The organism is Bacillus sp. VA13 (genome assembly GCF_055710085.1).
The window spans coordinates 596986-611092 of record NZ_JBVQPP010000003.1; the positions used below are offsets into that span (position 1 = coordinate 596986).

General features: G+C 40.4%; 13 protein-coding genes and 2 pseudogenes. 3 read left to right on the forward strand and 12 right to left on the reverse strand.

The window, feature by feature from the left end; genetic code table 11:
- Positions 1-68 precede the first annotated feature (68 nt).
- Positions 69-656: a YhcN/YlaJ family sporulation lipoprotein gene (locus AC0C66_RS14985; RefSeq protein ID WP_072182538.1), complete on the reverse strand. Its 588-nt coding sequence runs from the start codon at positions 654-656 to the stop codon at positions 69-71.
- 190 nt (positions 657-846) lie between these two features.
- Here AC0C66_RS14985 and AC0C66_RS14990 point away from each other — a divergent pair, with 190 nt between their 5' ends.
- Positions 847-1248: a hypothetical protein gene (locus AC0C66_RS14990; protein ID WP_072182541.1), complete on the forward strand. Its 402-nt coding sequence runs from the start codon at positions 847-849 to the stop codon at positions 1246-1248.
- A gap of 41 nt (positions 1249-1289) precedes the next feature.
- Here the strand turns inward: AC0C66_RS14990 and tcyP are convergent, their stop codons facing one another.
- Complete coding sequence (gene tcyP / locus AC0C66_RS14995) at positions 1290-2681, reverse strand: L-cystine transporter TcyP (protein WP_072182539.1); 1392 nt, start codon at positions 2679-2681, stop codon at positions 1290-1292.
- Positions 2682-2853: 172 nt separating this feature from the next.
- Here tcyP and AC0C66_RS15000 point away from each other — a divergent pair, with 172 nt between their 5' ends.
- Complete coding sequence (locus tag AC0C66_RS15000; protein ID WP_079288693.1) at positions 2854-3933, forward strand: GGDEF domain-containing protein; 1080 nt, start codon at positions 2854-2856, stop codon at positions 3931-3933.
- 2 nt (positions 3934-3935) lie between these two features.
- Here AC0C66_RS15000 and AC0C66_RS15005 read toward each other — a convergent pair whose 3' ends face one another.
- Positions 3936-4766, reverse strand: coding sequence for a MetQ/NlpA family ABC transporter substrate-binding protein (locus tag AC0C66_RS15005; protein ID WP_472973617.1), 831 nt, complete (start codon positions 4764-4766; stop codon positions 3936-3938).
- Positions 4767-5203: 437 nt separating this feature from the next.
- On the opposite strand from AC0C66_RS15005, the gene cspB reads away from it, so the two are divergent.
- Positions 5204-5407, forward strand: coding sequence for a cold shock-like protein CspB (cspB, locus tag AC0C66_RS15010; RefSeq protein WP_003224086.1), 204 nt, complete (start codon positions 5204-5206; stop codon positions 5405-5407).
- Positions 5408-5499: 92 nt separating this feature from the next.
- On the opposite strand, the gene AC0C66_RS15015 is transcribed toward cspB, so the two are convergent.
- The 9 genes and pseudogenes from AC0C66_RS15015 to yhbH form a co-directional block, all read right to left on the reverse strand.
- A complete protein-coding gene (locus AC0C66_RS15015; protein WP_090558540.1) occupies positions 5500-6441 on the reverse strand; it encodes an ABC transporter permease in 942 nt (313 codons plus the stop codon).
- A pseudogene (locus AC0C66_RS15020) lies at positions 6434-6858 on the reverse strand (ATP-binding cassette domain-containing protein); the annotation flags it as partial. The gene AC0C66_RS15015 and the pseudogene AC0C66_RS15020, both read right to left, overlap by 8 nt.
- 507 nt (positions 6859-7365) lie before the next feature.
- Entirely contained in the window at positions 7366-8541 is a 1176-nt protein-coding gene (locus AC0C66_RS15025; protein WP_072183315.1) for a transglutaminase-like domain-containing protein, read from the reverse strand.
- Positions 8542-8967: 426 nt separating this feature from the next.
- Positions 8968-9342, reverse strand: a complete 375-nt coding sequence (locus AC0C66_RS15030) for a hypothetical protein (RefSeq protein WP_014113148.1) — start codon at positions 9340-9342, stop codon at positions 8968-8970.
- Between the two features lie 12 nt (positions 9343-9354).
- On the reverse strand, positions 9355-9885 hold the full coding sequence (locus tag AC0C66_RS15035; RefSeq protein ID WP_014113147.1) for an NAD(P)H-dependent oxidoreductase: 531 nt from the start codon (positions 9883-9885) through the stop codon (positions 9355-9357).
- 22 nt (positions 9886-9907) lie between these two features.
- Entirely contained in the window at positions 9908-11506 is a 1599-nt protein-coding gene (locus AC0C66_RS15040; protein ID WP_472973618.1) for a DHA2 family efflux MFS transporter permease subunit, read from the reverse strand.
- Between the two features lie 40 nt (positions 11507-11546).
- A pseudogene (locus AC0C66_RS15045) lies at positions 11547-12213 on the reverse strand (biotin/lipoyl-containing protein).
- Between the two features lie 35 nt (positions 12214-12248).
- Complete coding sequence (locus AC0C66_RS15050; RefSeq protein WP_014113144.1) at positions 12249-12713, reverse strand: MarR family transcriptional regulator; 465 nt, start codon at positions 12711-12713, stop codon at positions 12249-12251.
- A gap of 159 nt (positions 12714-12872) precedes the next feature.
- Positions 12873-14051, reverse strand: a complete 1179-nt coding sequence (yhbH, locus tag AC0C66_RS15055) for a sporulation protein YhbH (RefSeq protein ID WP_014113143.1) — start codon at positions 14049-14051, stop codon at positions 12873-12875.
- Between the last annotated feature and the right edge of the window lie 56 nt (positions 14052-14107).

Genomic DNA, 14107 nt, shown 5'->3' on the forward strand with positions numbered 1-14107 from the left:
GCAGCCTGCATTCGCGGTGTGTCATTAACGCAAAGAAAAAGCCGCACAAATTATGCGGCTTTTTTCATTTATTCAGCTTGCGGGAATATACGCTGTACAGTTTCACTGAATTCATCAAAGAATCCTGCAATCGGATCGCCATTTTGTATCCGCTCGCCATATCCCTGCATTCGGTCTACAAAGTCTGGATTCGCAGAAACGTAAACATTATCCATGTTTTTATCAGTGTCTCTCACTTTATCAGAAATTTTCTTTTTGAGATCTTTGCCAACTTCTTTATTTCCATTTGTTAATACAACCGCAACATATGCTTGATTTCCGGCAACAATTACATTTGCATGTTTTACTTCTTTCAAATCCGTGATTTTATCGGCAGCGTCGTCAGCAACTTCTAATTTACGGTTATCATTACCGTTGTTGCCGTTGTTGTTGCCGTTATCGTTGACATTGTCAGTTACATTATTATCGACATTGTCACGATTATTATTGGCATCGTTAATATTTCTTGTGCCATTATCGTTTGCCGGATTGCGGTAGTTAACGTTTTCTGGATTTGCATTATCACGTCTGCCCTCACCCTGATTGGCCATACCGCAGCCAGTCATAAGCAAAGGGATAAGAAGCATGGACGCAAGGACTTGTTTTTTTCCAAGCATGTGAATTCCTCCTTTATCACTTTACTTATAGGTTTTTCTAACTGGCTCTAATTATGCATGAAAAAATAACGGAAATGCTTTCCCGGGAAATAAAGCGGTTAATTTGTCTAATTAGAGGGGAAAATATCAATACACTTATAAAGGAGGGATCACGTTGTTCAATCAGCGAAGAGGACTCAGCCCCGCAGCAATGATTATAGGGTCAACTATGCTTATTGCTGCTTTATCACCACAGATCCGCCAAAGAATCAGCGGGTTTATTACAGGACAAATGAACAGACAAAATTCTAAAAATAACATGTTTGATGCTTCTAATGTAGGAAATATGGTCAAACAAGCACTTGGCGGCGGTAATAATCAGGAACGTTCGCAAAATCAAAGCCAACAGCAAAATGGCCGTCAGCATCAGCATGCCGGAGCGCAGCAAACCCAGCATCAGCATACACAGACTCAAACTAGGCAAACTGAGACAGCAGCGAAAAAAAGACAGCCGCATTATGCTGAACCCATTCAATTTGAACAAAGCGCAATGAATGTGATGGACGACAACACCATGATGGAAATGCTTGAGGACTTAGAACCCGGACGTTAAAAAAAACGTGTAATCCAAGATGGATTACACGTTTTCATATGTTACGCTTCTTCGGCTTCGATCACTCTGGATTGATCATTGAATATACCTGGATCAATTTCCTTCGTTACCTTACTCGTAATGAGGCCAGATGTCATACTTCCGCTGACATTTAGAGCAGTACGCCCCATGTCGATTAACGGTTCGATTGAGATTAATAAACCGGCGAGTGCGACAGGCATATTTAATGATGATAAAACAAGAAGCGCCGCGAATGTCGCTCCGCCGCCAACTCCGGCAACACCGAAGGAGCTGATGGCAACGACTGCGATAACTGTGATAATAAACACCGGGTCAAACGGATTTTGGCCGATAGTCGGAGCAATCATCATCGCCAGCATCGCAGGATAAATGCCGGCGCATCCATTTTGCCCGATTGAAAGACCAAACGAACCGGCAAAGTTTGCGATTCCTTCCGGCACACCCATGCTTTTCTGTGTTTTAATATTTAGCGGCAAAGCACCCGCGCTTGACCGTGAAGTAAAAGCAAATACAAGTACAGGCAGCGCCTTCTTCAAATAAACAACCGGATTCAAACCACTGAGCGTCAGCAGCAGCAAATGAATGATAAACATTGTGATTAACGCGGCATACGAAGCAACCACAAACATCCCTAATTTTAGAATGCTGTCAATATCACTCGTCGCAATCGTTTTTGTCATAATGGCCAGCACCCCATAAGGCGTCAGTCTCAAAATGAGGGTAACAACACGCATGACAATGGCATAAACGGCATCAACCATTTTTTTAAATGTTTCTGCCTGTTCCGGCTGTTTATGCTTCACACCGAGGAATGCCATTCCAAGGAAAGCGGCAAAAATAACGACCGCGATCGTTGAAGTCGGTCTAGCTCCCGTAAAATCTAAAAACGGGTTTCCCGGCAGCAGTTCAACAATCTGCTGCGGCAGCGATTTCGCTGTCATATCTTCTGATTTCTGCTGAAGTTCCTGTCCCCGCGAAAGCTCTGTATCCCCTTGGTCAACCTGAATCGCCTGCAGGTCAAAAGAAAGCGCGGAGGCAATACCGACAGCTGCCGCTACAGCTGTTGTCGCTACTAATATCCCGATAATCAAACCGCTGATTTTTCCGAGATTTTTTGTCAGCTTCAGCTTTGTAAATGCGCCGAGAATTGAAATAAAAACGAGCGGCATGACAACCATTTGAAGCAATTTGACATACCCGCCCCCGGCAATATTAAACCAGTCCGCTGTTTGAATGACTATATTTGAAGTCGGGCCGTAAATCAGCTGAAGCGCAAATCCGAATACAATCCCCAGCCCCAGCGCAGTAAATACACGTTTAGAGAAGGAAACATGTTTTTTCTGCATCACAAAAAGCCCTAAGATAAGTAAAAATAAAATAAATACATGTAATACAACTAGTAAAGTCTCCAAAGCAGGTAAACTCTCCCTTCAAATTTTCTCATTTACTATATTACACTAATTCCGATAGGTCAAGTGCGAATTATTCAAACTAAGGATTCAAGTAAAAAAAACCTTATATAATCCCTTTTTTGTTCTTTTCTTTCCCTTCCATCTTTAGTACCTTATATAAGGGTGATAATATTTGCTGAAAGAACTGTTTGTAAACTTGACCATTTTAATCACATTTAATTATCTCTTCACCCACCTGTTTAAAGAAAGGTTAGTACATAAAAAAGACAGCATATCCTTCCAAGCTGTTAAAGGACTGGCCTGCGGTTTGCTCGGGGTTATTCTAATGGTTTTTGGATTTACCTATCAGCATTCAATCATTGATCTTCGAAATATCCCTATTATGATTGCCGCTCTTTATGGGGGCTGGGTTTCAACGGCAACGGCCTTGGTTATGATCGCTGCAGGCCGCATGCTGATCACGATGAACACATCTGCAATATACTCGGTTATTATCATTTGTATCGCTGCCATCCCGTCACTCATTGTTTCTAGAAGAAAAAAAGTCCAATTAAAACATGCTTTCTATCTTTTAATGATCACAAATAGTATGATCTCCTTTTCCTTTTATTTTCTTATAGATTTACATTCATATGAACTTCACTTATATTTTTGGATCGTCTCAATAGCGGGCGGCATGCTCAGTTTATATATTATTGATCATGAAACAAATGCACATCTTCTTTTTAAACAATATAAGTTTCAGGCGCACTTTGACTTTTTAACAGGCATTTATAACCGAAGAAAGTTTGAAGAAATCACACAAGCTCTATATCAACAGGCGGCCAATACCCCGCATTTTCAATTCGCACTGATTTATATGGATATCGACCATTTTAAAACCATCAATGACCAATACGGCCATCATGAAGGAGATCAGGTGCTGAAAGAGCTGGGCTCACGTCTGAAGCAGAGCATCCGAAATACTGATCCTGCCGCACGGATTGGCGGTGAAGAATTTGCCGTGCTCCTGCCGAACTGTACGCTTGATAAAGCAGCCCAGATCGCAGAACGGATCAGATGTGCTGTCAGTGACGCACCAATTAGATTAACAAATGGTGAAGAGCTGTCAGTTACGATATCACTGGGGGCCTCTCATTATCCTAATAATACGGAGCATCCAGAATCTTTGCCGATTCTTGCCGATCAAATGCTGTACAAAGCGAAAGAAACGGGACGAAACAAAGTATGTTTTTCAGAAAAAAAAGAATGAATTCAATGTTCGAATTCATTCTTCCAATCTGAAAGACGTTTCAAAGGCAGAAAAGCCGGGACAAGATCCCCCTGATATTCTTTTTCTATAAATGCCGCTGTATCATCAGCTTGATAGAGCTCAAGAATGGTTTGCAGCGCTTCCCGATCTTGGTCCTCCGCTCTGACAACAATCAAATTCATCTCTTCCTTAGACATTAGTCCACCGCTCTTTATGGCATGTTTTTCCGGGTTCAGTCCCGCTTTTTTTGCTTCAGACGGTTTCATGACAAACACGTCGGTGCCGCTCACTGCACCCTGTTGCCGGACGGCTTTTAATTTCAGGTGCCTCGGATTATCTTTAATCATATCGACTGAACCTGTTCCGTTAAATCCGTTTTTCAACGTTAGCAACCCTGCCTCCTTAAGCACCGTAAGCGCCCTGCCAAAATCGAGTGCTTTATCCGGTACAGAAACGACAGCTCCTCGTGGTATATCTTGGAATCGGTTATACTGCTTTGAATAAATGCCCATAGGCGTTATGTATGTCGTACCGAGCGGTTCCAGCTTAAGTTTGTATTTTTGAGTGAACGACTGAAAAAATGAAATGTTTTGAAAGGCGTTGGCATCAATTTCTTTGTTAGCAAGCGCGATATCAGACTCCGCATAATCAGAAAAAGGTATCAGCTGAATATCCAGCCCTGCTTCTTCAGCTTTTTTAGCAATATAGTTCCATATTGCCTCGTCAGACTCAGCAATTCCGATTTTTATCGTTTCATGTTCTGCTGACGGTGAGCATGCTGTAAATGAAACGAGAAGAACAACAACGAAACTGCATATAAGCCACTTTTTCATTGTGACCATACTCCTATCTATGTATTAGAGCATGCAACCCAATATCAGACATAAAAATCATACGCTCTCTTAGTTGATAAACGTTGTCATTTGTAATATTGATTAACTTTTACCTTACTCATATCCAATAAGGTTGTCAATTCCTATTACATTGTCTTCCCGAAAAGAAGGAATACTAAGGCAAACGTATGATCACATATCGAGAAAACAGATGAATTTCCGTAAATAAATATCAAATTGAAAAATAAATATGGTATTTTCCGAAAAAAGTTTCATTTAGCAGTTGTTTTTTCTGAAGATTACTGGTAGAGTAAAGGTAATTATTTTTGTTCGAACTATCTTTAAGAAGAAAGTTTTGTAAGAGTTTTCGTCTTGAAAGTTTGTTAAGAGCAAGAATAGTGAATTTAAGCGTTATGATCGCTTTAGGAGGAAATTTCATGTTAGAAGGTAAAGTAAAATGGTTCAACTCTGAAAAAGGTTTCGGATTCATCGAAGTAGAAGGTCAAGACGATGTATTCGTTCATTTCTCTGCTATTCAAGGCGAAGGCTTCAAAACTTTAGAAGAAGGCCAAGCTGTTTCTTTTGAAATCGTTGAAGGAAACCGCGGACCACAAGCTGCTAACGTTACTAAAGAAGCGTAAGCATAAATTGATATGAAAAACTGCAGGTGCAAACCTGCAGTTTTTATTTCGATAAAAAAGCTGTTTTGCATAAGCAAAACAGCTTTTTTTCATTAGTTTGCAATATCCCGTTTCATGAAGATTCCGAAAGCAAGCAACAGGAAGATGATAAAGTAGATCACCAGCATGTTGATAGAGAACGTCATAGTCATCCCTTTTATTAACGGTGTGCCATCCACATACTGAGACAAATCTACATTAGCAAACAATATATACTTCGCCCAGTCAAATTTCGCTGCAATAAATGCAGTGGCAGTCGTACCGGCTACCAACAAAAAGATGGAAAACCCTACTGCAAGAGAGCTGTTTCTAAATACAGCGGACAGCATAAATGCCATCGTCGCCACCATTAAAGCCGCGACGGATTCAGAAAGATACGTTGTGGCCAAATGCCCTATCATGTTTTGCTCAATGACATGGCCATCCTTATAGATTAAATGAATATTCGCGGCAGTGTCACCGCCTGTCCCAAAAAAGATCAGTCCCAGCAAAGTAGAACCTATAAATAAAATAAACAGCAATAAGAAACCAAACAAGAGAACTGTAATATATTTGGAGAGCAAAATCTGAAAACGGCTGAGCGGGCGGATCATTAATAGCTTTATGGTTCCCCAATTAAATTCGTTCGCGACAATTCCGGCTGCGATAATAATGGTAAACAGCCCGGTAAGAATTGTAAAACCTGCTGAATCCGTTACATAAGACCATACAGTATAGCCTGTGTCACCGGGGATGTTATGCTCTATATGATAGTTGTTAAGTGTGATTGTTTCTTCATATTCACCTTTCAGTGAAGGATTTTCTTTAATTTCTTTCTTCAGTACGGTGTTTTCCGCTTGGAGTTCTTGTTTCCAATGGAGATTTGAATCACCAGCAGAAAAATGATTCGCCAGAAATGCAAATCCAACCATTGTTAATCCCAGAATCCCGATCATCACCCATGTTCCGGCACGGCTGAAAATTTTGATCCACTCATTATAAATCAAATTAAGCATGTTGAACCTCCTCTTTTGCTTCACCTGTTATTTCTAAGAAACGGTCCTCTAACGATTTTGTCACTACTTTAACTTCGTAAATGCGGACTTGCTGCATCACCAGCAATTCAATAGCCGCAGGGACTTCGTCTTTAGCCAGTTTGACTTCTACACCATTTGCCTTCTTCACCAAATTGTACTCCTTCAGAACAGAAGCGGCTTTATTCAGCTGCTCAACTTAAAGAAATATGTATCGTTCTCATCAGTGATTTCATCTCTCACATTTTGAATATCGATAAGCTTTCCTTTTTGCAGAATTGCAATTCGGTCACACATCAGTTCCATTTCTGACAGCAGGTGGCTTGAGACGATGACAGCCATTCCTTTTTCTCGCGTCAACTTCTTCAAGTGATCTATGATTTCCCTCAAAATGAGAGGTAAAAAAATGAAGGTATACTTCATGTGTACAAAAAATTAAAATAGATAAAACATGGCACTCACAGCTGATTGGTGAGTGCCACATTTTTTATTCTACTGGGTAAAGTCCCAGCTCTATAGTTATTATATTCATATAGTTACTTAACAGATTATAGAAGTCTGAAGTTAGTAGTGAATAATATGTTATGATAAAAACATTCTTTTTAGCTTTTTCTGAGGGAAAAGGGCAAGAATCAGATTTTAAAATTCTTGTGTTCTGTTAGTCGCTAAGATTTTATACACTGTTGTCCATTAGTCGCTCGGAAATTAATTTAAATATCGATGTCTGGATGAAGTACCACCAGCCACTATGAAAGTCTGTAATATAAAAATATAACGTTCTTTATTTTATATTAATAAGAACAATAATTTTTATTAACTACTTCATACATTGCATTCACCGTCATATAAGCACCTTCATACACATTTTCTCTTCCTATAAGTTATTTTTTTATAACTAATATATACTCACAATAGTTCAGATATTGTAGATAAAAGAGAAAGAGTCATAATAACTAAAAAAATGCTAAATAAGAATGCTCGCTCTCTCCTTAAAACAAAACATGTAAATAACGCAACAAAACTAAACTTAAATAAAAATTCAAGATAGTCATTACTATAAATATAATTTATACCCATTGTAGTTAGGGCGATCACTGCTAAATATTTCTTTGATTGCGCCAAGAAACCTCGCCATCCAGTTTCCTTTACTTTCCAGGTTCCCAGAAGGTTTTCCACACCAATAGATGTGCTAGGTAGGAGATTTTGCGTATCTATCTTCACATACGCTGGTTGAAGGTAAGGGGCAGCACCCTTCAAGGACTCCTGTCCCCAATAAAAATCTCTATCATTAATTTGCAGAGGTTCAATTGCTATGGATCTACCTTTGCTGTCGCCGTATGCAGGCATAAGTTCGATTTCACTATCTCGGGAGAAAACAACCCGCTGTCCTTCTGTTTTACCAAAGTATTTTCCCCACCACATAGTTCGTAAATCGCTATATAAAAACCTTAGTATATTATGTTTCCGCAGATTAGCCATACTTACATCAACAGCAATCCACCCCTCATCCTCTAAATATATTTCATTCCACGCATGGCCATTCATTTTTCCAAATGACCAACTTCCAAATAAAGTTCTTGTAGGAATTCCCAGGGACCTGCACAAGGAAGAAAATAAAAAGGAAAACTCAGCGCAATCTCCATTTTTAAATCGAAGGAAGGATTTTACCCCTCTGCTCTTAGGGGGATACTTATACTTGTAATTGGTAACAATATATCGAAAAATCGCTTTTGCTTGCTCCCTTTTACTGTTTATCCCTATTGTAATATCTCGTGCAAGATCTAAAGTCTCTTTATTAACAGGTGAAAGAATCGTATCTCTTAAATAGTATTCTTCCTCTTCCTTGCTTAAAGGTATCGTCTCCCCTTCTGAGGTATACCATTCGCGAGTATATTGAAAATGTAATGTATCATTTTTATGTAGAATGAAGTAACCTAGATTTTCACCAGTAGGCAATCTATGTAGTTGAGATGGTTTTAATGATGCGTGAGCCAATCCATCAGGAATAGGGAGCCAAAGTTCAATTGTTTGATCTAAGGAGTTTTTATAAAGATAATCGACAATAAACGGTTTTTTCCTCATTTAATCTCATCTGCCTTCATTAATATTTTCATTATACTTTATTCCACTAGACCGTTTTGAGGGAGTATTACTTCTTCTTTCGTTGGCCTCTTTATTTTATTTCTAATATAATTATAAATATTCTTATAATCTTTATCACTAATAAGTATTGCATCTATCACGATTATAGTTAGAGAGAAGGTTATCAATCCCATTACTACTGCAATTCCTAAGTGTAAAGTGATAAGTAAGATAAGTGCTATATACTTTGTTACCTTATTAAATAGTAAGAAGAGAAATGCTACCTGCAAAAGAATAGTGAAATAGGTAGAGAAAACTATTAAAAAATCAGATGAGATAATAATATCGCTTATCAAATATAAAACATACAGACATATAGCAAAAAAAAGGCAAATCCGCCATGAGTAAACGGATTTGCCTTTTTGGTTACTTTTTCTTATTTTTCATGGAGAGCAGTGCATCACGATAGCTGCGGTCCTGCATTTTGTCACTTTCTTCAGTGACCTCTTCTTCTGCCTGATCTTCATCAGAATGCTTAAACTTTTGCAGCGCCTGCCTGTAAATATCATCACCCATTGTTTCTCGTTTCTCTTTTGGAGAATCGTTTTTTACAACGGATGGCGTATGCTCGGCAGCCCTTGCTTCAGCTGGGTATTGCGCTTCGTTTTTTTCCTCTTCTGGAGGGGCGATTCTTTCGGTTGCTTCTTGCTTCTCGGGTCCAGGAGAGGCGTTGCGGACGTTAAATGTAATAAGGCCCGCAATGACAATGACAGCAGCAATAATTGCTATAATAATGGCCATTTCAACCTCTCCTTACTGTCCTGCTGTTAGGTTTCCTGTGACTTGGCTGACGCGTCTTCCTAAGGCGCGTCCAAGCTGAATACCTTCCTCAGACATTAACTCATCACTGTCAACCGGACAAGTGACGCCTGCTCCGTAATAAGAGCCGTACAGTGCGTTTTCTGGCACGTTGCCAGGCAGACCGACAACGATCATGCCTTGGTGGAACATCGGCGTGATTAAGTTGTGCATTGTCATTTCCAAACCGCCGTGTGTTGTTGCCGTTGTGCAGAAAACAGCGCCGACTTTGTTGATCAGCTCGCCTTCAGCCCACAAGTAGCCAAGTCTGTCTATCCAAGCTTTAAGACCGGAGCTGATTGTTCCGAAATGCCCTGGGCATCCCCAGATAATCGCATCCATATCTTTCAGCTTGCGGATATCTGCTTGATCGACATGGTCAATCAATACCTCAGCCGCCTCGTTTTCTCTCGCGCCTTCAGCAATCGCTTCTGCAAGCACCTTAGTATGTTCGCCTTCACTATCATACACTACATAAATTTTCATTCAGGAAACCTCCCTGTACAGATTAAGATTCCTTAGCTTCTTTTGGAGCAGGAAGTAATGAAAGCTCCTCTTTTTTCTTCTTACGCAATTTATCTTTTCTGACGTCACGCAGGAAGATACTTAAAATTAACCCTGCTACGCAGAATATTGTTGCCCACATAAAGGCGTCATTAATCCCCATGACGTTTGAATCGAGTGACGCGTGTTTATAAATATGAGTGTAAACATACGTTTTCGCTGTTTCATAAGGTACATTCATATTCACCATTAAATTCGAAACTGCATTTTGGAATGCATGGAGGAAGTTCGGGTCCGCCGTGCTTGTTTTATCTGCAATTTGTGAATAATGGAATGTCGTACGGTTTGTATAAATCGTCGTAATTAAACTAGTTCCAATTGATCCGCTGATTTGGCGAAGCGTGTTGCTCATCGCCGTTCCGTGACTGTTCAGACGGGCTGGAAGCTGGTTCATCCCAGCTGTCATGACTGGCATCATTAAGAGAGACATACCAAATGCACGAATTGAGTAGATCAGCATGATGTGCGTATATGGTGTATCAATTGTTAATTGCGTATATTGATATGTTGTTACCACTGTCACGAGAAGCCCAATAATCGCAAGCGGTCTCGGTCCGAATTTATCGAACAAAATACCTGAGATCGGTGACATAATCAGCATAACGATCGCACCTGGAAGCAGAAGCAGACCGGATTGAAGCGCCGTAAAGCCGACCAGGTTTTGCAGATAGATCGGTAACAGGAACATACCAGTGTAAAGTGCCACTGTAATAATGATATTAATGACACTCGAGAGTGAGAAAATGTCATATTTAAACACTCTGAAATCAAGCATCGGATCATCATGGCGCAATTGCTGAACAACAAACGCAATTATTGCGATGACGCCGATAATCACTGTTGATAATACAATAGGATCAGTCCACCCGTCAGAGCCGGCTTCACTGACACCGTATAGCAGAGATGCGAAACCGACAATAGAAAGAATCGCTCCGAGAGTATCGAGTTTGATTTTTTGCGGTTCCACCATGTTTTTAAAGATGAAGAAAGCCACAATAATAATAATGGCACCGATCGGCACAAGGCCGTAAAACATAATGCGCCATGTATAATTCTCAATGATCCACCCAGAAAGAGTCGGGCCGACTGCAGGAGCAAACATCATTGCAAGTCCGAAAATCCCCATTCCTTTCCCCCTGCTTTCAGGAGGGAAGATAAACAGAATGGTTGTCATAACGAGCGGCTGCAAGATACCTCCGCCCACGGCCTGAATCAAACGGCCGATCAGCATTACAGAGAAGTTAGGTGCGATACCGCAGACTAACGTACCGAGCGTAAAACAGAACATGGCAACGAGGAAGAGACTCCGTTGACCAAAGCGCGTAATCAGGAACGCAGATAACGGAATCAAGACACCGTTAACAAGCATGTAACCTGTTGTGAGCCACTGAATCGTCGTTGCACTTACGCCAAATTCAGTCATTAAGTGCGGCATTGCAACGTTAAGCAGTGTTTGGTTTAGAATTGCCAGAAATAAACCCGCCATTAGCACAATCAGCAATGACATAGGGCTTTTTGCATTTTTTTCTTTGCCTGTAGCCATCTAAGACAACCTCCTTTCATGGTGTGATGACTGATCTGTTTTACTCAGAAATCTTAACAGATGCATTCATACCAGGAAGCACCTTATCAGATGGGTTTTTGATTGAAATTTTAACAGGAATTTTTTGCGTTACTTTTGTGTAGTTTCCGCTTGAATTCGTAGATGGAAGCATATCAAAAGTTGAGTTAGTCGCATAGCCAATTTCTTCTACAGTACCGTCAAAAGTTGTATCAGGATCTCCGTCAACTACTACGTCTACACTATTTCCTACTTCAATATCCGCAATATCTGTTTCTTTAATGTTTGCTGTGATGTATAGGTTGTCCATGTCAATCGTTTGTGCAATTGTTGTACCAGCTTGTACGGTTTGTCCGTTTTTCACTTCGTTTTTCACAATTGTTCCATCCATAATGGATTTTACGTCAACAGTTTGTTCACCTTTGATTTTTGCAACTGTGTCGCCTTTTTTCACTGTTTTTCCTTCTTCAAGATCCCAGTCAGATACTTTACCTGCTGCTGGAGCTGTAATAGCAGCCATATCGCCGGCTACTTTTGCTTCATCTGTTTTTACGTAGTTTGTGCTTTGATAATAGTAGTAAGCACCTCCGCCTATAATTGCAAGAACAACAATCAAACCGATAATGTTGGTCAGAATTAAACGTCCTCTGTTCATTTTGTTTTTCTCCTTTCGTTTCATCCTCTATCATTTTGTGGAAAGATGGTGAAAATATGTGGGAAGTTTTCAATTACCGCTTTTTTCTGAACAGCCTTCAGCGAGCTTCGATAAGCTCCCAGCAAGCTTGCGCAAATATTGAAGCTGAGACGTGTCAAGCTCCTGATACAGGCTCGCGCCCATTTTTGCGTATTTCACAGCGGCTTTCTGTAAAAGTTCTTCCCCCTCTTCGGTTAACTGAATCATTACGATACGGCGGTCAGCCGGACTGTCATATCGATTCATCAATTGCCGGTTATACAGGATATCGGTCATCCGGGTCACAGAAGCAGGCTTAAGATCAAGAGACATGGCCAGCTTACTGAGCGGCGTGCTTCCGCTTTGATGAATTTTAAACATCAGTAAATATTGAAGGACTGTAATATCAAAAGGCTCAAGTACAATCTCCAATATCTTCTTCTGCTTTTTATAGATAGCCCGAGACGTATCAAAGAGCTGTTCAAAAGTGAGCAAAGCACGTTCTGATTCAGTCAACTCCTTTTCACCTCATTCCTCAATAATAGTTCACAAGATAAAATATTAATAAATGAAAGAAGATTTGTCAAAGGAAAAATCTCTTTTTTTCTCGTATTTTTTTCGCAACCGCTTTCTTACTTTTATTAAATAAAAAAAAGCCCTGAAATGGGCTTTTCATTACGAAAATTGATGGCTTACTCCGGACTCTTCATTTCTGAAAAAGTTCTTCAGCGCCTGAAAAACATCAGACTTCTGTTTTAAAATATAGTACTTAAATTTCTCGTCTTTCACATTTTTATATGCAGACATTAACGTTGAATGCCTGTTGTACTGATTGACCTCGCCGTAGCAGAAAAGATTGGCCTTCTTCATAATATCATTGACCAGTTTCACACAGCGCGCGTTATCAGATGTCAGGTTGTCACCGTCAGAAAAATGAAACGGGTAAATGTTGTAGCGGGCGGGATTGTACTTTTCGTCAATAAGCTCAAGCGACTTCCGGTATACGGAAGAACAGATTGTTCCGCCGCTTTCTCCCTTTGAGAAGAAGTCCTCCTCCGACACGACTCTTGCTTCTGTATGATGGGCAATAAATTCAATTTCAACAGTCTCATATTTCGTTCGCAAAAAACGGGTCATCCAGAAAAAGAAGCTTCTGGCCATGTATTTTTCCCAAACCCCCATACTGCCGCTTGTATCCATCATTGCTAAGACGACGGCTTTTGACTCGGGCTTTGTTATGTCATTCCACGTCTTATACTTCAGGTCCTCCGGGTAAATCGGATAGAACGATGGCTTCCCTGACATCGCGTTTCGTTTAAAAGCTGACATCATTGTTCTTTTCTTATCAATATTACCGGTTAACCCTGTTTTACGGATATCATTAAATTCAATATCTGTATGAATGATATTGTCCCGCTCTTTTTGCTGAAGGTTTGGAAGTTCTAATTCTTTAAAAAGCGCTTCTTCTAAATCCATTAATGAAATTTCTGCTTCATAATAATCTTCGCCTGCCTGATCACCGGCGCCCTGCCCTTTTCCAGGTCCCTGTTTTTTGTCTGATCCATCCCGGGCCACAACATCTCCAACCTGGCTGTCGCCTTCTCCTTGCCCTACGTGTTTATTTTTATCATAGTTATAACGGATTTTATACTCATCCAGTGAACGGATTGGGATCTTCACTACATCTTTTCCATTAGACATAATAATACTTTCCTCAGTCACGAGGTCCGGAAGATTATTTTTGATCGCTTCCTGCACTTTTTTCTGGTGGCGCTGCTGGTCATCGAAGCCTTTGCGATGGAGGGACCAGTTTTCCTCAGAAATCAAAAAATGGCCGCTGTCATTTTGGGACATGAATTCCCCTCCTTAACCATTTGTGGTCGTGATACATACGTATTCCGGCTTGTGCC

Excerpts from the sequence above, each read along its gene's own strand:
- AC0C66_RS14985 (WP_072182538.1), bottom strand. The coding sequence starts at position 656 with ATGCTTGGAAAAAAACAAGTCCTTGCGTCCATGCTTCTTATCCCTTTG.
- AC0C66_RS14990 (WP_072182541.1), top strand. The coding sequence starts at position 847 with ATGATTATAGGGTCAACTATGCTTATTGCTGCTTTATCACCACAGATC.
- AC0C66_RS15005 (WP_472973617.1), bottom strand. The coding sequence starts at position 4,766 with ATGAAAAAGTGGCTTATATGCAGTTTCGTTGTTGTTCTTCTCGTTTCA.
- cspB (WP_003224086.1), top strand. The coding sequence starts at position 5,204 with ATGTTAGAAGGTAAAGTAAAATGGTTCAACTCTGAAAAAGGTTTCGGA.
- AC0C66_RS15015 (WP_090558540.1), bottom strand. The coding sequence starts at position 6,441 with ATGCTTAATTTGATTTATAATGAGTGGATCAAAATTTTCAGCCGTGCC.
- AC0C66_RS15025 (WP_072183315.1), bottom strand. The coding sequence starts at position 8,541 with ATGAGGAAAAAACCGTTTATTGTCGATTATCTTTATAAAAACTCCTTA.
- AC0C66_RS15030 (WP_014113148.1), bottom strand. The coding sequence starts at position 9,342 with ATGGCCATTATTATAGCAATTATTGCTGCTGTCATTGTCATTGCGGGC.
- AC0C66_RS15035 (WP_014113147.1), bottom strand. The coding sequence starts at position 9,885 with ATGAAAATTTATGTAGTGTATGATAGTGAAGGCGAACATACTAAGGTG.
- AC0C66_RS15040 (WP_472973618.1), bottom strand. The coding sequence starts at position 11,506 with ATGGCTACAGGCAAAGAAAAAAATGCAAAAAGCCCTATGTCATTGCTG.
- yhbH (WP_014113143.1), bottom strand. The coding sequence starts at position 14,051 with ATGTCCCAAAATGACAGCGGCCATTTTTTGATTTCTGAGGAAAACTGG.